Source organism: Elusimicrobiales bacterium (genome assembly GCA_041651175.1).
Lineage (GTDB): Bacteria > Elusimicrobiota > Elusimicrobia > Elusimicrobiales > Elusimicrobiaceae > JAQTYB01.
The window spans coordinates 96,837-114,652 of sequence record JBAZJT010000005.1 but is presented as its reverse complement, the minus strand read 5'-3'; the positions used below and the strand labels follow the sequence as shown (position 1 = coordinate 114,652).

Genomic DNA, 17,816 nt, shown 5'->3' with positions numbered 1-17,816 from the left:
GGCCGCGGGATTCGGCGAAAAATCGCTTCATACTGCCTTCACAAAATTATCCTTTCGTGCAGTGAGGCACGCGCGGATAATTTTGTTCGGCATTATTTCGCGCTTTTTCGCCTCGGTCCTCGCGCCAACTGAAACTTTCAGGTTAAACCACATAGCGTTTCTCGTCTCCTTCGTGGAGAAAGCGGCGGCGGCGTTTGGAAAGCTGGATTTGTTTGTCGGCCCCGCCGAAATCTGGGACGGAGAGGGAACGCGCGAGATATATATCGGGGCTGCGGATTGCTCGGCCAGCGTACTTTTGATGGAGCCGGTCAAAGAGGGCGCCTATTTGCGGGCCATGAAAAAACGGGGGCCGGGGCTGCACCATATCGCGGTGGATGTTCCCGATTTGGAGTCTTATATTGACGGCCTTTCCGGCTCCGGCTGGTTTCTGCATCCGAAGAGTCTGCAAACCATCAGGAAGCTGAAGACCGCCTATCCGGCCCGCCCCGGAATCCCGGCGTTGATTGAAGTTCATGAAGCGGCCGTGACGGCGGTTTCCCCCCGCCTGATTGAAAGGATTGTTTTGAATCTTCCAGCCCGGGCCGCAGGCATGATTGATGCGCTTGGCCTTTCCGGTGTCGTGCAAGCCGGAGGCGATGAGTCGGTATATTTTTCAAATTCCAGAAAAATCGGGCTGAAAGAATTTCTGGGCTGATATTTGTTAGAATAGTCAGGTGCCGCGAAAGCGCGCATGGTTGGGTGGCTGAGTGGACAAAAGCACCGGTCTGTAAAACCGGCGGGCTTCGCCCTTCGAAGGTTCGAATCCTTCCCCAACCACCACTTTACCCGGGTTATCCGCAAGGATAATCCGGGTTTTGATTTGGATTGGGGAGCGGGCCAGCTGCCTGGCCCGCGCAAGGATTACTGAGCTTCACATAATTCCTTGACATGCTGGAGGCCCATATTCGCCCGCAGTCTAGGCGCGGACGCGCAGGCGTGCCGTGCGCACTCCAAGCGGACGCAACGACGACTGCGGGCGAATATGGGCCTCCCCGAAGGGGCTGGCCGCTTTTGGGCTGCGGCTGCGTTGCAAATCACTTGCATACCGGTGGTATGCCGCGCTCTTTGCGCCTTGCCTCGCCTCAAAATCGGCCAGCCAGCATGTCAAGGAATTATGTGAAGCTCAGTAAGGCCGGAGCGATGCCGAGCCAGCAGGCGAGGCCGCGAGGCGGGGTCGCGAGTTCAGGCTCGCGGCGGCGAGACTGAAACTCGTGACCGAATCCTTCCCCAACCACCACTTTACCCGGATTATCCGTAAGGATAATCCGGGTTTTTACTTGAAGCGGGTTTTGGAATCTCTGCCTTGCCCGCAAATCGCTCAATCTTTGAGGCAATGAAAAAAGTAAAATCTTTCAAGGCGGCAAAAATTTGTGCCGTCTGTAATTCATCAGACGAGGGATAGTGTGTGGCGAAAAAGTATATTCACGGAATTCGCGCGGCAATAGTTCTGGCGGCGGCCCTGGGTTTTTCCGCTCCCGCTGTTTATGCGACTCAATTCGGCATTTACTACGCGTTGTGGCATTGCCCGGAATCCAGGGTAAATCTGGGGCATGATCCGTATGACGTCACAAAGATACTCTCCGGGAAAGGCGACTGGGGGCCCGTTGGCGCATGGCATTGGCATGGCAAGCCTGCATTGGGGTATTACTGCCTGTCCAAGGATGACTCTGTTTTGAGCAAGCATGCCGAAATGCTGCGCGACGCCGGCATTGATTTCGTGTATCTGGATATCACCAATTGGGGTGTCGTTGCCGCCTCAGACCGCGTGAACGAAATGATACTCCAGCCGCTTGAGCGGTTGCTGCCGGTATGGAGCAAGGTTCCCGGCGCGCCGAAGGTGGTTCCCTGGTTTCCGCTTACCGCTAATGCCGATGTGCCGGACGCCGTGCTTGCCCGTATGGAAAAATATCCCGGCATGCGGTTTATGTTCAAGGGCAAGCCGCTGATACTGGTGGTGGATAATTCCGTGTTTGTCCCGGATTCCGCCCGGATAGCCGCGCTGGAGAAAAAATACACCGTCCGCAAAATGTGGGCCGACATAACGCAAAAAACCTCTAACTGGTCTTTTCAGCAATGGTGCTACGAGCCAAGCCCGTATTCTCACGCCTTTCTCGCCTCGGCGGGAGCGCGGGAGTGCAACCAGCTTTACTGGACCGGCTATAACGGGGAAGCGATATCCGTTTCAAGCGCCTATCAGGGTTACGGTTCGCCCGACGGTTTCATAAGCGACAGGAGATACGGCGTCCCCAAACTGGGCGGGCGCACTTTCGTGCAGCAATTCAAAACCCTGCTGAAATATCCCGATGTGCCCATAGCGCTGCTTTCTACGTGGAATGAATGGCTTGCCATAAGGTTCTGCTACTCGCCGATACAGCAGTCTGCTGCCGGCTGCAAGACCGATATCGTGCCGGACGGCGAAAACAACAGGGGATTTGTGGACGAATATAATGCCGACTACAACAAGGATCTGGAGCCTGCCGCCGACGGCTATGGGGATTTTTATTACCGGCTTATGAAACACTGCATCGCCAAATTCAAAAACGGCCGCCAACCCTGCGCCGTGAGCGATGTGCGGTACAGACTGCCGCCGGCGTCCGCGGAGCTGCAAAAGGCGTCATCGCCCGGTCCTTCCAGATAAACGCACCTTTACTGAAGGCAGAATTCGTTGCCGTCGGGGTCGCGCATGGGAATCCAGAACCAGTCTCCGCATTCAACCTCGCGGATGCGGGTTGCGCCATGCGCGGCCAGCCGTTCCGCCTCGGCGCGGACGCGCTTTTTACGCTCCGCCAGCGGAACTCCGGGGCCGCCGCCTGCGTCCACATCCAGATGCATGTAGTTTTTCGCCCGCTTGGGGGTTTTGACTTTCCAGAAAAGAAAAGGGGGCATCGCTCCCGCCGGATGGACCAGAACCCGCTGTTCCGCGGTTCCGGTTTCGGCGGCGAACTCCTCCCATGAATTGAAACCGGCAGGGGGCGGTTTCTGCGTATATTTCAGCGCATAGGCCCAGAAGCCTGCCAGGCGCGCGGGATTTTGCGTGTAGAAGGTGATGTGAAATTTTCTTGGGGCTTCGTTTTGCATTCGGGCCGCCGGGCTAGGGCCGCCGGTTGATTTTCAGTTTTATGAAATGCACCGAGCAGGAAATGCACGGGTCGTAGTTGCGTATGGCCTGCTCGCACTTCCAGGTCAGTTTTTTCCGAGGAAGGTTTATGTACCGCTGCGCCGTGGCTTTGAGATCGTCTTCCATGACATGCTGGTTCTGCGCCGTGGGCGGCACTATTTTGGCGAATGTGATTTTGCCCCTGGCGTCTATGCTGTAGCGGTGGTAGAGGCTGCCGCGCGGCGCCTCGGTCAGCGCGCAGCCGGTTCCGGCTTTGGGCGCGGCAATGTCAACCGCAGGTTTGGGCGGACGCTCGTATTGCGCGATAATCCGCAGCGCCTCGTCAAAAGCGTAGACCACTTCCACCGCGCGCGCCAGTATGCTTTTGAACTGGTTTTTGCAGCCCGGTTTTATGCCGGCGGCTTTGGCCGCCTCTTTTGCCAGCGGAGAGAGTGTGCCGTAGTTGAGATTAAACCGCGCCAGCGGCCCGGTCAGATAACCGCCGCCCGTGCGTTTTGAGACGGAATAATACGCCGTGGAATTGGGCCGGTGGACTTCCCGGAAATTATCCTCAAACTGCTCAACGGGGATATTGAGGCCCGCATTGTCTGCCACCGTCCCCTCGTTGAACGGATATTCCTTCGGGTGGTAAAGCGAAACAAATTCGTAATCGCGCTCCACGTCGGGAAAATCCAGCTTCGCCAGAATCTTTATCGCTTTAAGCGCGGCGTCCCTGCCGTGTTTAAGCTCGTCCGCGAGCGTTTCCAGCTCCGCTTTTTCCGGGACGCGGTAGAACCCGCAGACTTTTACGTTCACCGGATGAATTTCCCGCCCGCCCAAAAGCGAGACTATCGCGTTGCCCGCTTTTTTCATGCGCAGCGCGGATTTTACCAGCGCGGGGTTTTTCCGGCCCAGTTCAATGGCGTCCTGGCAGCCCAGAAAATCCGGCAGGTGCAGGAAATAGATATGCAGCAGGTGGCTTTCCAGCCATTCGCCGCAGTAAATCAGCCGGCGCAGCTCGCGCAGCTGCCCCTCAATTTTCACGCCGAGGATTTTTTCAACGGCGTGCACCGCGCTCATCTGATAGGCTATCGGGCAAATGCCGCAGATGCGCGCGGTGATGTCGGGCGTCTCGCCGTAATGCCGTCCGCGCAGGAAGGCTTCAAAGAGCCGCGGCGGCTCAAATATGGAAAAGCTGGCGTTTGTAACCTTCCCGCCGGAGATGTCAACCGAAAGCGAGCCTTCCCCCTCCACCCGCGCCAGATAGCCGACTTTGATTTTAGCTTTCATGTTTTTCGCTCTCTGCCAGGAATTCCGGCGAGCAGGCATTGTATGTCCGAAACGAGCGTTTGACAAAATCCGAATCCGCGCCCAGCTTATCCTTCCACCATGCCGACAGCGAGGCGGGCGAGGCCGTTTCCTTGGGGCCGAAGCAGCCGTAGCAGCCCCTGCCGTATGCCGGGCAAATCGCGCCGCAGCCGGAATGCGTTACCGGCCCCATGCACGGCGTCCCGTTTGCGACCTGAACGCACACCGTTTTGCGCGCCTTGCATTCCATGCAGACGCTGCGCGCCGTTACATTGGGCACGCGCCTGTTGAGGAATGCGTTCACGACCTCCACCAGTTGCTCTTTGTTCACCGGGCAGCCGCGCAGCTCAAAATCCACCTTTATATGCGCCGACACCGGCGTGGACACCGCCAGGGTTTTGATATATTCCGGCTTGGCGTAGACAAAAGAGACGTACTCATTTATATCCGCGAAATTGCGCAGCCCCTGTATCCCCCCCGCCGTCGCGCATGCGCCGATGGCGACCAGAAATTTAGCCTCCGCGCGGATTTGCTTTACCAGTTCCAGTTCATGCTGCCGGCAGACGGAGCCTTCCACCAGGGCGAGTTCGTAGGGCCCCTTTGCGAATGCGCGCGTCGCCTCCGGGAAATTGGCTATGTGGACAAGCTCCGCTATCGGCAGAATCTCGTCCTCGCAATCCAGCAGGCTGAGCTGGCAGCCATCGCAGGACGCCAGTTTATAGACGGCCAGTTTCGGTTTTACGCCTCTTTTTGAAGAAACCATTGTTTTATCCCGTCGTACCGGAACACCGGCCCGTCCTTGCACACAAACACCGGCCCCAACTGGCAGTGGCCGCACAGGCCAAGCCCGCATTTCATATTGCGCTCCAGCGTAACGTGGATATTCTCCTCGGAAACGCCGCGCGCGCAAAGCTCTTTTACCGCAAAGCGCATCATGATTTCCGGCCCGCAGACAAGGGCGGCGGTTTTGGCCGGGTCAAAAGCCGCGCGCGGGATGAGCGTTGTCACCACGCCGGTGTTGCCGCGCCAGTCTTTTCCGGCGGAGTCCACTGTAACCATGACCTCAATATCCATGCGGGCGCGCCATTGCGAAATTTCCCGCCGGTAAATAAGCTCCTCCGGCTTTTTCGCGCCGATTAGCAGCGAACACCGCCCGTATTTTTCGCGGTTGTTCAAGACATGATAAATTGCCGGGCGCAGCGGCGCAAGCCCGATTCCGCCCGCCGCGAAAATAATATCCTTGCCTTCCAGCTTGTCCATCGGCCAGGTGGTTCCGAAAGGCCCGCGCACGCCGACAACCGCGCCTTTTTTCAAAGCGGCCATCGCGTTGGTAACGCGGCCCACCGCGCGCGTGGTGTGAACCAGTTCATCCGGTCCGCCGCTTATTGAAATAGGGGCTTCGCCAACGCCGTAGACGTAAATCATGTTATACTGCCCCGGCTTGAAAACAAATTTTTTCCCGTCCTGCGGCTTTAGCTTCCACGTAAAAATATCCGCCGTTTCCCGCGCGGTTTGGGTGATTACGAAATTGCGCGGCAGCAACTGTTCTTTCATGGCTTTCCGGCAATAGCCGCCGCCTCCTCCGTTATATCTATCCCGACGGGGCACCAGGTTATGCACCGTCCGCAGCCCACGCAGCCGGACGAGCCGAACTGGTCATGCCAGTGCGCCAGTTTGTGCGTCATCCACTGCCGGTAGCGCGATTTGGCGGAATATCTGACGCTGCCGCAGCCGTGAATATGCGAAAAATCCATAGTAAAGCACGAATCCGCCCGCCGCGTCCGCCAGGATTGTTTGCCGTCAAGCGAGGTGTAATCCTCCATGACCGAGCAGAAACACGTCGGGCATACCATGGTGCAGTTGGCGCAGTTGAGGCAGCGTTTGCCGGTTTCTTTCCAGCGGGGATGCTCCTGATTGTCCTGCAAAAGCCGTTTTATGTTTTTGGCGTCAAGCTGCTTTGTTATCGCGGCGCGCGCCGCCGCCACCAGCGCATCCGCCTGCGCGATTTGCTTTTTTGAGGCGGCGGCGCATTTCTTAAGCAGCGATTCCCCCGCGGCGGAACCGGCCTGCGCGACAAAAGATTCCCCCGTCTCGGTCAGCGCGATGTCGCAGCCGTCCCCGGCGTCCGGCCCCGTTCCCATTGAGGCGCAAAAGCAGTTTGCGCAGGCCCGCGTACAGTTGGCCGCTATTATAAGGACGTTATCGCGCCGCGCGCGGTAGCGCGCGTCCGCATATTCCCCGCCGGAGAAAACCCTGTCCTGAATTTTGATTGCCGCCATATCGCATGGCCGCACACCGAGAAAAGCTGTCTTCGGCGCGGAGATTTTCTCCGGTTCTGCGGAAAACCCGCCCGCGCCTTTCTGCGCGCGCCAGATTGTCTCGCGCTGCAAAAACAAAAGTTCTTTCCAGGACGGCTGATAGTTTACCGCGCCGAAATACTCCCCCCCGCCGCTCGTGAGACGGTACCGCCCCGGCGACTGCTCGTCTTTATACCCGGCAGGCAAATCCGCCGGCGAGGCAATATCGCCCAGCACAATATCGCCGTCTTTGAGGCGCGGGCCTTTAACCGCGTATCCCGCGCGCGCCAGCGCGGCAAACAATTGGTCCAGTTTAAGCGAATACCGCTTCATTTATTTCGCGGCCAGCCTTGCCGCCATTTCGTCCAGGGTGTTGAACATGTCTTTCTCGTATGCGCTGCCGCCGTCCGCGCCGTACCAGAATTTGGCGATGGAATGGGTTTTGTCCAGCAGGTAAAAATTAGGCACTCCGCGCGAGCGGTAATTTTTAGCGACGGGTTTCCCGTTGAGGCCGATGGGGAAGGCCAGTTGGTATTTCTGCGCGAACTCGCGCATAGGCGCGGCTGCGGTGTCCATCGCCAGGCCGACGACGGCTATTCCCTTGGGGCCGTAGGTTTCGGCGAGTTTTTTCATGGTCGGGGCGGCGTTTTTGCAGTCAATGCAGGTGGAACTCATGAAAATGACCAGCACGGGCTTGCCGGCGTAATTATCCAGCGAAACGGTTTTCCCGTCGCAGGTTGCAAGCGAAAAATTGGTATTCCGACCGGCTGAGCCGTTTTTGACGGCGGGCGGTTCCGCGGTTTTTGCGCCGTCCGCCGCGGCGCAAGCGCCGGCAAAGCAACCGGCAACGGTGGTTGCGGCAACCATTGTGGCTTTGAGTATCTTCATTCGCCAATTGTATCAATTTTCAGAATGCGGCAAGGCAAGGGGAAATAGTGGGGTCCCGCCCTTTTCAATGGCGCCGTCAATGCGTGGTTTCATTCTTCCTCAAAATAGTCGCTGTCAATTTTTTTGATAAAGTAACTGCTGACAGTGGATACGCCGACGTCGTTGTCTATCATCAGTTCAACGAGTTTGGCTCCGTCTATAAGAACCACTTTTTTCCCGATTGTCTTTACGTATTCCCCTGACTCGTCGGTAAACGCGGATGTTGTGATGAAAACGCCCTTATTCGCTCTTTTCCCCTCCAGTGCGCCGACAAAATCCCTGATTTCTTTTGAGCCGACCGAACCATCCCATCTTTTCGCCTGCACATAAATCACGTCCAGTCCTAATTTGTCTTCCTTAATTATTCCATCTATGCCGCCGTCGCCTGTTCTGCCAACGGCTTCTCCCGCGTCTGCAAGCGAGCCGCCGTATCCCATCTTTAACAGCACATCAAGCACCAATCTTTCAAAAAATGCGGGGGAGCTTTTTTTGACTGTTGATAGCACCTCTTGGGACAATTGCTGGCGTATTTCCTGGTAGCTATTGTAAAGAGATTCGTTGGGCGTGACAGGGTTCTCTAGCAAGTCCTCTTTCTTGCGCGTGTTGTTGAGGTTTTTAGTCTGTGCTTTTTTGAATTCAGCAAATTGTGGAAACCGGGTTAAAAACTTGTTATCTATTTTTTCGGGGTTCTGTCCCAAGACTTCAACCCCTTCGGTAGTGATGATGAGATGAGCCTTCTTCGGTGCCGCTAATAATCCAGCTTTGCTCAAGTACGTTCTCGCCCACGAAGTGCGGCTGTATATCACAGTTTGTGTTTGTGACGGCAGTAGTTCTTTCTTTTCCTGCTCCGTAAGCTTAAAAGCGTTGGCGACATGTTCGCTTGCTGATTTTATGGAATGCTCCTGTCCGTCCGCGCAGAATTTCAGCAAAGGCAGCATTATTGATTGATAATCGGGAATTGGCATATTATTCCTCCCAAATGAGAATCGCAACAGACGCATTCTATCAAATTGCTTAAAGCGCATGACGGAGGGGGCGGGATTTTTGTATTGTGTGGCATGGCTAAAATTAAAATCAATGCTGCTGTTCTGGAAAAGACCGCGCGGCGGTGCAGGGAGCGCGGAATTATCATCCCTACTTTTCGCCAACTGCGCGAGCCGGGGCTGGTGCCGGATAAAATCAAGGCCCGGCTTAAAAAAACCGATTTGTGGGCGGTGGACCCCGTCAATCTGTTCCGCATCGGCTGGCATAACGACATTGAAACCGGGCTTTACGGCGGGGTCAATTATCTTGAGCTGCCTTCTTCGCTTACCGGCGTAAAGGCCCGGATTATCGGACTTATCGGCAAGTATTTCCCGACGGGGGCGCATAAAGTGGGAGCGGCCTTCGGCTGCCTTGTCCCGCGGCTTGTAAGCGGCGAGTTCAACCCCGCGTCGCAAAAGGCCGTCTGGCCCTCCACCGGCAATTACTGCCGCGGCGGAGCCTTTGACAGCGCGCTGCTGGGCGCGCCCGCCGTCGCCATTCTGCCCGAAGGGATGAGCAGGGAGCGGTTTGAATGGCTTAAATCCATCGGCGCGGAGGTGATTGCCACGCCGGGAACCGAATCCAACGTCAAGGAAATCTACGACAAGTGCTGGGAGATAAAAAAGACGCGCAAGGACTGCGTTATTTTCAACCAGTTTGAGGAGTTCGGCAATCCGATATGGCATTATCACGTCACCGGCCCGGCGATTGAGGAGGTGTTCTCCTCGCTTAAAGGGGCCGCTATGGCGGGGTATGTGTCTGCCACCGGCTCTGCGGGGACTATCGCGGCGGGCGATTATCTCAAGAAAAAATTCCCCGGCATGAAAGTCGCCGCCTCCGAGGCTTTGCAATGCCCCACCCTGCTGCTTAACGGTTTCGGCGAGCACCGCATTGAAGGCATCGGCGACAAGCATATCCCCTGGGTGCATAATGTCCGCAACACGGACATGGTCGTCGCCGTAGACGATGAGAATTGCATGCGCCTGCTGCGGCTTTTCAACGAGCCGGAGGGCAAAAAGACGCTGGCGGCATCCGGCGTTCCCGCCTCCGTGATAGACAAGCTGCCGCTGCTGGGGATTTCCGGCATTTCAAACACGCTGTCGGCTATCAAGCTGGCTAAATATTACGAGCTTGGCGAGAGGGATGTGGTTTTCACCGTGTTTACGGATTCCATGGACCTCTACAAATCCCGTCTGGCCGAACTTGCAGCCGGGCGCGGCAGATACACCCATGACAATGCCGTCGCCGACATGGAGCGGCGGCTGCTGGGCGCGACGGTTGATTATATGCGCGAGCTTTCGTTTACCGACCGCAAGGCGCTGCACAACCTGAAGTATTTCACCTGGGTGGAACAGCAGGGCCGGACATCGGATGAACTGCGCCGCCTCTGGGAGCCGGGTTTCTGGGACGAGACATTCGCGCTCGCGGACGAGTGGGACAAGCTCATCGTCAAATTCAACAAAACAGCGGGTGTGTTATGACATTGACCGAAGCTCAGCTTAAAAACGAAATCGCCAGATGCCAGTATTGCGAGGAAAAACCCTGCAAAGAAGCCTGCCCGGCGGACTGCTCGCCCGCAGACTTCCTGATGGCCGCCGCCGTGGGCGGCAAAAGCGATTACGGGCGCGCCGCCGCGCTTATCCTGGGCAATAATCCGCTGGGCGGGGTTTGCGGGCTTGTCTGCCCGGAAAAGCACTGCATGGCCGCCTGTGCGCGCAAAACATTTGACGCGCCGGTCAATATCCCCGCCGCGCAGGCGGCGATAATAGCCAAAGCGCGCGAACTGGGCGCGCTGCCGGAGTTTGCCGCCGCAAAACCCAACGGCAAAAAAGTGGCGGTGGCGGGCGCGGGGCCGGCGGGGCTGGCCGCCGCCGCCGTGCTGGCGCAAAAAGGCTATGCCGTTGACGTTTACGAGCGCGAAAAAACCGCCGGCGGCATGGCGGGGCTGGTACCGGATTTCCGGCTGGACAAGGCGATGCTTAGAGGCGATATTGATTTCATCAAATCGCTTGGCAGAATAACATTCAAAACCGGCGTAAAATTGTCTCCCTCCGGCAAATACGACGCGGTGATAATAGCCGCCGGGCTGGACATGCCGTTCAAGCTGGGCATACCCGGGGAGAATTTGGCGGTTTCCTGGGTTGAGTATCTAAGGCATCCGGGAAAATTCCATGTTAAAAACCACCGGGTGGCCGTGATAGGTGGCGGCGCAGTCGCCGCCGACTGCGCCGAAACCGCCGCCCGCCGCGGCGCGGCGCGCGTGGAGATGTTCTGCCTGGAGAAACTTTCCGAAATGCCGCTGGAGCAGGGGGAATTGCGCGGCCTTTTGGATGCGGGCATCGCCGTAAGCGGCAGGACCAGGATTGCGGAGATAATCTCCGCCAAAGGCAAAATAACCGGGCTGAAAACCGTCCGCGTGGAGCTGTCGGGCCGGAAATTCTCGCCCTCGGCGGTAAAAGACGCCAAAAATTCCGCGCAGGAGCTGGCGGGGTTTGACTTTGTGATAGTGGCGGTGGGCGCGCGCAGCTCGCAGTTGTTTGCGCCCACTGAAAAGGTGTTTGTGGCAGGCGATGCGGCGGCGGGGCCGTCCACCGTGGTGGAGGCCGCCGCCAGCGGCAAAAACGTCGCCATTGCGGTTGACAAGTGGCTTTCCGGCGAGAAAAAGCGGGTTGAAAAGGCCGCCCCCGCCAAAAGCCGCGCCGTGCTGGCGGGGCGGAATCTGCTGCCGGTTCCGCTGGAGGCGGAATTTTTCGGCAGAAAAATACTGTCGCCTTTCCTGCTTTCCGCCGCGCCGCCCAGCGACGGTTACGAACAGATGCGCAAAGCCTATCAGGCCGGCTGGGCAGGCGGGGTGATGAAAACCTCGTTTGACAATATCCCCATACACATCCCGTCGGAATATATGGTGGCTTTCACCCAAAACACCTACGGCAACTGCGACAATGTCTCCGGCCATCATCTGGACCGGGTGTGCGGCGAAATAGGGCGGCTGCGGCGCGAATTTCCAGACAGGCTGACCATGGCCTCCACCGGCGGGCCGGTAACCGGCAACGACGAGGCCGACAAAAAAGTCTGGCAGTCCAACACGAAAAAACTGGAAGCCGCCGGAGCTTTGGGAATTGAATACAGCCTCTCCTGCCCGCAGGGCGGCGACGGCACCAAGGGCGATATCGTCTCCCAGGACGCGGAACTGACCGCGAAAATAATCGGCTGGGTCATGGAAGTCTCCGACCCGGAAATTCCGAAATTATTCAAGCTGACGGCTGCGGTTACTTCCATATATCCGATAATGGCGGCGATAAAAGAGGCGTTCGCAAAATATCCGGGGAAAAAGGCGGGGGTTACGCTGGCAAACACCTTCCCCGCGCTGGCCTTGCGCAAGGGCGCCAAAAAAAACTGGGAAGAGGGCATAGTCGTGGGCATGAGCGGCGAGGGCGTGGCGCCGATAAGCAATCTGACTTTGGCGAATGTCTCGCGCATGGGGATGGCGGTATCCGGCAACGGCGGGCCGATGAATTACAGGCAGGCCGCCGATTTCCTGGCGCTGGGCGCGCGCACCGTGCAGTTCTGCACCGTGGCGGTGAAGCACGGCTGCGGCGTCATAGACGAGCTGCATTCCGGGCTCAGCTTTCTTATGAAAGAGCGCGGCATCAAATCCGTAGCGGAACTTGTGGGGCGGGCGCTGCCCAATCCGGTAACGGGCTTTATGGAACTTTCGCCGGAAAAGAAAATCTCCGACGTAAACGCGGACCTGTGCCAGCATTGCGGCAACTGCTCGCGCTGCTCGTATATGGCGATAGAGCTGGACAAAAACAAAGTCCCCCGCACGGACGCCGCGCGCTGCGTCGGCTGCTCCATATGCGTTCAGAAATGCTTCTCCGGCGCACTGTTCATGCGCCAGCGCACAGCCAGGGAAAAAACCGCCCTTAAAGAGGATTAAAATGAAAGCATCCACTCTGCTCATAAAAAACGCCGTTGCCGCCACTCTGGGCGGCAATAACCGGGTGCTGCCTGGGCATTCCGTGATGTGCGAGGGAGATAAAATCTCCAAAATCGCGCCGGACGCGGAATTTACGGGCAGCTACGATAAGGTGATAGACGCGCGCGGCAGGCTTGTCCTGCCGGGGTTTATCAACGCGCATATGCACTTTTACAGCACCCTTGTGCGCGGGCTTGGCAAAGCCGCGCCGTCAAAGAATTTCAACGAGGTGCTGGAAAACCTCTGGTGGCGGCTGGACAAAAAACTGCTGCTTGAGGACTGCTATTACAGCGCGCTGATTCCGCTTATTGACGCGGTGCGGCGCGGGACCACGACGCTGATAGACCATCACGCCAGTCCTTTCGCGGCGCGCGGCTCGCTGGACATTATCGCCAAAGCGGTTAAGGAAACCGGCCTCAGGGCCTGCCTTTGCTACGAGGTTTCCGACCGGGACGGCGCCAAAATTGCCGAAGACGGCATAAACGAAAATATAGATTTCATCAAACGCTGCAAGGCGGAGAAGGACCCGCGGCTTTCCGCCATGTTCGGGCTGCACGCGGCGTTCACTATCGGCGACGAAACCATGGAAAAAGCCGCCCGCGCGGGACATGAGCTGGGCGCGGGTTTTCATATCCACTGCGCGGAGGCGGCCTCGGACGAGGAACACAGCGTCAGGCATCACGGGATGCGCGTCGCGCGGCGGCTGGAGAAATTCGGCATACTCGGCCCGCGCAGCATAGCGGCGCACTGCGTGCATGTTGACGCCGGAGAGATGGATATTCTCGCCGGAACCAAAACCGCCGTGGCGCACAACCCGCAGTCCAACATGAACAACGCCGTCGGCATAGCCGATATCCCGGAAATGACGCGGCGCGGCGTTCTGGTGGGGCTTGGCACCGACGCGATGACAGTCAACATGCCGGAGGAAATGCGCGCCGCGCTCTGGGCGCAGCATTTGCGCGCAAAAGACCCGTGCGCGGCTTTTGTTGAAACCCTCTCAACCCTGCCGTTCAACAATCCGAAAATAGCAGCCCGGTGCTTTGACATGCCGCTTGGCGAGCTGCGCGAGGGCTGCGCGGCGGACATCGTAATCATGGATTACCTCGCGCCGACGCCGTTTTCGGCGGAAAATTTCCTGGGGCATTTATGCTTCGGCATAGCGCAGGCGGATGTGGACACCACAATCGCCTCCGGCAAGGTCCTGATGGAGAACCGGCGGCTGGCGCTGGACATTGATTTGGAGTGGGTTTCCCGCCGCGCGCGGGAACTGGCGGCGGCGCTCTGGGAAAGGTTTTGACAATAGCGGGCCTTTATAGCTATTCTATTGACAATGGGAACACAGGGTTCAAGGCGGAAATCCGTAAAAGAGGTGCTGGTTGACGCGCATCTCATAGAAGCCGCCGCCGCGGAGACGGCGGAGGAAAGCGCGCGCCGCGAAAAAAAGCCGCTCCAGCAGTTGCTGACCGAGCAGAACCTTGTGGACCGCGCCAAGATGCTTGAGGCGCTGGCGCTGGCTTGGGAAGTCAAATCCATAGATTTAAGCCGGCTGCCCGCCGCGCCGGAAAAAGAGATAGTCCAGCTTGTCCCCGAATCCGCCGCGCGCAGGCACATTGCAGTGCCTTTTGCAAAGACGGACTCGTCCCTGTCGGTGGCGATGTCGGACCCGCGCGATTTTTTCGTACTGGAAGACATCAATCTGCGCACCGGCCTGGAGATAACGCCATATCTATCGCTGCCGCAGGACATTCTGTCGCTGCTGGACGTGGTCTACGGTAAGAACGAAAGCGCGGTGATGGACAAGCTGCTGGCCTCCGTCCAGGAGCAGGAAAAGGCCAAGGAGCAGCTCCCCCCCGACGAGGGCGGCAACATAGAAGTCCAGAAAGAGGAAAAAGCCGACATCACCGACATAGACGCCAGCGCGCCGGAAGTTGAAAAATTCGTCAACGCCATCATTCTGGGCGCGCTTAATCTCAAAGCCTCCGACATCCACATAGAGCCGTTTGAAGACCCCACCGGCAAAAACAGCAAGGTCGTCATCCGCTACCGGGTGGACGGAATGCTGCGCGAGGCTAATTTTTCAATACCCTGGTCGTACCGCGCCGCGGTCATAGCCAAAATCAAGATTCTGACCAACGCGATGGATATAACCGAGCGGCGCATCCCCCAGAGCGGGCGCATACAAATTCTCGCCAAGGGCAGCCCCATAGAATTCCGCGTGGAGGTGGTGCCCACCGTCTACGGCGAATCCACCGTCATGCGCATACTGGACCGTAAGGCCGTGCAGGTGGATATAAACCGCCTGATGTTTATGCCGGAAACGCTGGAAAAATTTCTGGGACTGCTAAAAGGCATAGGCGGCAAGAAGAATTTCGGCCTCATCATAGTCTGCGGGCCCACCGGTTCGGGCAAGTCCACCACTCTTTACGCTGCGCTAAACCATGTCAACCGGCCCGACATAAAAATCCTCACCGCGGAAAACCCGGTGGAATACAACATAGACGGCATAGTGCAGGTTCCCGTCAATCCCGACATCAGGCTGGGCGAGAACAAGAAGTTTGACTTCGCGCTGGCGCTGCGCTCCTTCCTGCGGCTGGACCCGGATGTAATCATGGTCGGCGAAATCCGCGACGAGGAAACCGCCCACATCGCCATGGAAGCGGCGATGACGGGGCATCTGGTTTTTTCCACCATACACACAAACGATGCGTCCTCCGCTGTTACCCGGCTTGTGGAAATGGGGCTGCCGCCGTATGTGGTAATCGCCACGCTCAAGGCGGTGCTGGCCCAGCGCCTTGCCCGGAAACTTTGCGACAAGTGCAAGCGCCCCGACGACCCGTCGCCTGAGGAGATAGCGGTTTTCAAGGAAAACGGCATAGAAATACCCGCCGGAACCAAAATCTACAAGCCCGCAGGCTGCAAGGAATGCAAGGACATCGGCTACCGCGGACGCATAGGCATGCACGAACTGCTGGTGATGACAGACCCCGTAAAGGCTTTCGCGCTCAAACAGATGGCTTCCGGGCCGCTGCGGGATTTCGCCATGCAGCAGGGCATGATGTCGCTTACCCAGGACGGGCTTATGAAGGTGCTTAAAGGTTACACCACCATACGCGAGGTGCTGGGCGGTTCCGACGAGGTGAAATAATATGGATACCGGCGCAAAAACCGGCGGCCCCCGCGCCGCATTGAAACCTCTGGAAATTTTCAATATGGCGGCCAGCGTCAACGCCATAGTGGACCTGGACGCGCTTTTGCAGAAAATAGGCGACACGGCGGAAACCCTGCTTAACTGCGAGGCCGGCTCCATCATGCTGCTGGATGAGACGCGCAAGTTCCTTTACTTCCGCGTCGCCACCGGCGACAAGGGCGGAATACTCAAAAAAATGACCCTTCCGGTGGGCGAGGGCATAGCCGGCTGGGTCGCCCAGCGCGGCGAGACCGTGGTGGTAAACGACGCCGCCTCGGACCCGCGTTTTGCAAAACAGTTTGACAAAAACACCGGCTTTGTGACCCGCCAGCTTCTTGCCACCCCGATGATGTTCAAAGGCGAGATAATAGGCGTGGCCGAGGTTGTCAATCGCAGGGACAACACCCCGTTTTCGGACTACGACGTGGATTTATTCAAGGCGCTGTCCGCCTCGGCGGCGGTGGCGGTGTCCAACACCAGGCTTATACGGGACCACAAGAATTTCTTCTCGCATGTGCTGGAGCTTTTGTCGGCCACCATAGAGACTACCAGGCCCGGCATGGAATCCCACCCCAACCACAGCGCGTACCTGTCCTGCGCGGTGGGGCGCAAGCTGGGCATAACAGACACCGAGTACCGCTACCTTTACTACGCAGGCCTGCTGCACGACATCGGGTATGTGGGCATGAAAAACGCGCGGCTGGTGGACGGGCTGGGCCTGCTGCCCAATGTGCCGGAGGAGGAACTGCATGTCCTCATGTCCGTGCAGATGCTGGAGGGGATAACGATTTTGCAGGGCGCGCTGCCCGTCATCCGCCAGCATCACGAAAATTTTGACGGCTCCGGCTTCCCGGACAGGCTTTCGGGGAATAATATCGTTCCGGGCGCGCGCATACTGCGCCTCGTGGAAGCCATGGAGGAGCTGCGCATGACCGGCGGGCTGCGCGGGGACGAGCTGCGCGTCCGCGCCATCAAGGAAGCACGCGACGGCGCGGGCACGCTTTTTGACCCGCGCGCGGCAGAGGCGTTCATCCAGTTGCTGGGCGAGAGCGAGCAGATATGGGAGATATAGCCGCCCCCGCCTCAGCCGAAGCAAAACCCCTTTACAAAGCCATAGAGATGGAGGAGCGGCTGGACATCTGGTTTTTCCACCCGCTGGGCTACCGCATCGCCAAATGGTCGCATGGCGCGGGGCTGCTGCCGGACCATATCAGCTACGCCAGCATCGCGCTGGGCGTCGCCGGCGGGGCCATGCTGGCCTGGCGCGGGCTGGTTTTCTGGGGCTGGTGGCTGCTTGTCCTGTCCAGCGTGCTGGACAGCGCTGACGGACAGCTCGCCAGAATGCGCGGCGGCGGCACCCTGCGCGGCAGGATATTGGACGGGCTGATAGGGTATTTTTCATTCACGGCGGCGTATCTGGGGATGGGGGCCGCCATAACCGGGGCGGGCGCTGGGATTTTCCCTGTCGCCGCGCTTATACTGGCTGCGGGCGCGGCCACCGCGCTGGAAGCCAGCATGTATGATTTCCACCGGACGGCTTTTGCGGCCATAGTCTCCCGCGGCGAGCTGCCGGACGAACTGGGGGCGGACGCCGGCGGCGCTTTCGGGTCCGTGTATGCGCTCTACGGCTGGTACCAGCGTTTTCTGGCGGCGGGGCATTGCGGGCTGCTGGCGGCGCTGCGCGGCAAATTCGGCGGCGCGGTCCCGCTGGAAATTCGCGCGCGCTACCTTGCCGCCAACCGCCGCAACATCCGCTTCTGGAATCTGCTCGGAGACAATACCCGTTTCCTGCTTATCGCCTTGGCGTTTGCGCTGGGCAGGCCGGAGTGGTATTTCTGCGCGGTGCTTATACCGCTTGTCATACTGATGCTTGTCATGTCGGCGGTTCAGCGCGAAAGCGACGCCGCCCTGGCCAGAAACCTGGGACTGGAGCTGCCCGCATGAAAACCAAAATCCTCT

Annotated in this window: 15 protein-coding genes and 1 tRNA gene; 9 read left to right on the top strand and 7 right to left on the bottom strand. The window is 58.2% G+C overall.

What is annotated here, in order from left to right:
• The first annotated feature begins 82 nt into the window (after window positions 1-82).
• The 3 genes from WC421_04540 (at window position 83) to WC421_04530 (ending at window position 2,677) form a co-directional block, all read left to right on the top strand.
• On the top strand, window positions 83-694 hold the full coding sequence (locus WC421_04540) for a VOC family protein (GenBank protein ID MFA5161495.1): 612 nt from the start codon (window positions 83-85) through the stop codon (window positions 692-694).
• Between the two features lie 38 nt (window positions 695-732).
• Window positions 733-819 (top strand) — tRNA-Tyr (locus WC421_04535).
• A 625-nt stretch (window positions 820-1,444) separates the two neighbouring features.
• Window positions 1,445-2,677, top strand: coding sequence for a hypothetical protein (locus tag WC421_04530; protein MFA5161494.1), 1,233 nt, complete (start codon window positions 1,445-1,447; stop codon window positions 2,675-2,677).
• An 8-nt stretch (window positions 2,678-2,685) separates the two neighbouring features.
• Here the strand turns inward: WC421_04530 and WC421_04525 are convergent, their stop codons facing one another.
• The 7 genes from WC421_04525 to WC421_04495 form a co-directional block, all read right to left on the bottom strand.
• Window positions 2,686-3,117 (bottom strand): VOC family protein, encoded by a 432-nt coding sequence (locus tag WC421_04525; GenBank protein ID MFA5161493.1) that lies wholly within the window; start codon window positions 3,115-3,117, stop codon window positions 2,686-2,688.
• Between the two features lie 13 nt (window positions 3,118-3,130).
• Window positions 3,131-4,426 carry a Ni/Fe hydrogenase subunit alpha gene (locus WC421_04520; GenBank protein ID MFA5161492.1) on the bottom strand — a complete coding sequence of 432 codons (1,296 nt, stop codon included), beginning with the start codon at window positions 4,424-4,426 and terminating at the stop codon, window positions 3,131-3,133.
• Window positions 4,416-5,207 carry a hypothetical protein gene (locus WC421_04515; GenBank protein MFA5161491.1) on the bottom strand — a complete coding sequence of 264 codons (792 nt, stop codon included), beginning with the start codon at window positions 5,205-5,207 and terminating at the stop codon, window positions 4,416-4,418. The genes WC421_04520 and WC421_04515 overlap by 11 nt, the downstream gene beginning before the upstream one ends.
• Entirely contained in the window at window positions 5,183-5,998 is an 816-nt protein-coding gene (locus WC421_04510; protein MFA5161490.1) for an FAD/NAD(P)-binding protein, read from the bottom strand. Before WC421_04510 ends, WC421_04515 begins: the two co-directional genes overlap by 25 nt.
• Window positions 5,995-7,074, bottom strand: coding sequence for a 4Fe-4S dicluster domain-containing protein (locus WC421_04505; GenBank protein MFA5161489.1), 1,080 nt, complete (start codon window positions 7,072-7,074; stop codon window positions 5,995-5,997). The genes WC421_04510 and WC421_04505 overlap by 4 nt, the downstream gene beginning before the upstream one ends.
• Window positions 7,075-7,629: a TlpA disulfide reductase family protein gene (locus WC421_04500; protein MFA5161488.1), complete on the bottom strand. Its 555-nt coding sequence runs from the start codon at window positions 7,627-7,629 to the stop codon at window positions 7,075-7,077.
• An 89-nt stretch (window positions 7,630-7,718) separates the two neighbouring features.
• Window positions 7,719-8,633, bottom strand: a complete 915-nt coding sequence (locus WC421_04495; protein ID MFA5161487.1) for a restriction endonuclease — start codon at window positions 8,631-8,633, stop codon at window positions 7,719-7,721.
• Window positions 8,634-8,726: 93 nt separating this feature from the next.
• On the opposite strand from WC421_04495, the gene WC421_04490 reads away from it, so the two are divergent.
• The 6 genes from WC421_04490 to WC421_04465 are packed head-to-tail and all read left to right on the top strand — an operon-like array spanning window position 8,727 to window position 17,801.
• Window positions 8,727-10,172, top strand: coding sequence for a pyridoxal-phosphate dependent enzyme (locus WC421_04490; protein MFA5161486.1), 1,446 nt, complete (start codon window positions 8,727-8,729; stop codon window positions 10,170-10,172).
• Window positions 10,169-12,631, top strand: a complete 2,463-nt coding sequence (locus WC421_04485; GenBank protein ID MFA5161485.1) for an FAD-dependent oxidoreductase — start codon at window positions 10,169-10,171, stop codon at window positions 12,629-12,631. The genes WC421_04490 and WC421_04485 overlap by 4 nt, the downstream gene beginning before the upstream one ends.
• A 1-nt stretch (window position 12,632) precedes the next feature.
• A complete protein-coding gene (gene ssnA, locus WC421_04480) occupies window positions 12,633-13,967 on the top strand; it encodes a putative aminohydrolase SsnA (protein ID MFA5161484.1) in 1,335 nt (444 codons plus the stop codon).
• Window positions 13,968-14,000: 33 nt separating this feature from the next.
• On the top strand, window positions 14,001-15,815 hold the full coding sequence (locus WC421_04475) for an ATPase, T2SS/T4P/T4SS family (GenBank protein MFA5161483.1): 1,815 nt from the start codon (window positions 14,001-14,003) through the stop codon (window positions 15,813-15,815).
• A 1-nt stretch (window position 15,816) separates the two neighbouring features.
• On the top strand, window positions 15,817-16,929 hold the full coding sequence (locus WC421_04470; protein ID MFA5161482.1) for an HD domain-containing phosphohydrolase: 1,113 nt from the start codon (window positions 15,817-15,819) through the stop codon (window positions 16,927-16,929).
• Window positions 16,917-17,801, top strand: a complete 885-nt coding sequence (locus tag WC421_04465; protein ID MFA5161481.1) for a CDP-alcohol phosphatidyltransferase family protein — start codon at window positions 16,917-16,919, stop codon at window positions 17,799-17,801. The genes WC421_04470 and WC421_04465 overlap by 13 nt, the downstream gene beginning before the upstream one ends.
• Window positions 17,802-17,816 lie beyond the last annotated feature (15 nt).

Coding starts and splice junctions, on each gene's coding strand:
- WC421_04525 (MFA5161493.1), bottom strand. CDS start 3,117: ATGCAAAACGAAGCCCCAAGAAAATTTCACATCACCTTCTACACGCAA.
- WC421_04520 (MFA5161492.1), bottom strand. CDS start 4,426: ATGAAAGCTAAAATCAAAGTCGGCTATCTGGCGCGGGTGGAGGGGGAA.
- WC421_04515 (MFA5161491.1), bottom strand. CDS start 5,207: ATGGTTTCTTCAAAAAGAGGCGTAAAACCGAAACTGGCCGTCTATAAA.
- WC421_04510 (MFA5161490.1), bottom strand. CDS start 5,998: ATGAAAGAACAGTTGCTGCCGCGCAATTTCGTAATCACCCAAACCGCG.
- WC421_04505 (MFA5161489.1), bottom strand. CDS start 7,074: ATGAAGCGGTATTCGCTTAAACTGGACCAATTGTTTGCCGCGCTGGCG.
- WC421_04500 (MFA5161488.1), bottom strand. CDS start 7,629: ATGAAGATACTCAAAGCCACAATGGTTGCCGCAACCACCGTTGCCGGT.
- WC421_04495 (MFA5161487.1), bottom strand. CDS start 8,633: ATGCCAATTCCCGATTATCAATCAATAATGCTGCCTTTGCTGAAATTC.
- WC421_04490 (MFA5161486.1), top strand. CDS start 8,727: ATGGCTAAAATTAAAATCAATGCTGCTGTTCTGGAAAAGACCGCGCGG.
- WC421_04485 (MFA5161485.1), top strand. CDS start 10,169: ATGACATTGACCGAAGCTCAGCTTAAAAACGAAATCGCCAGATGCCAG.
- ssnA (MFA5161484.1), top strand. CDS start 12,633: ATGAAAGCATCCACTCTGCTCATAAAAAACGCCGTTGCCGCCACTCTG.
- WC421_04475 (MFA5161483.1), top strand. CDS start 14,001: ATGGGAACACAGGGTTCAAGGCGGAAATCCGTAAAAGAGGTGCTGGTT.
- WC421_04470 (MFA5161482.1), top strand. CDS start 15,817: ATGGATACCGGCGCAAAAACCGGCGGCCCCCGCGCCGCATTGAAACCT.
- WC421_04465 (MFA5161481.1), top strand. CDS start 16,917: ATGGGAGATATAGCCGCCCCCGCCTCAGCCGAAGCAAAACCCCTTTAC.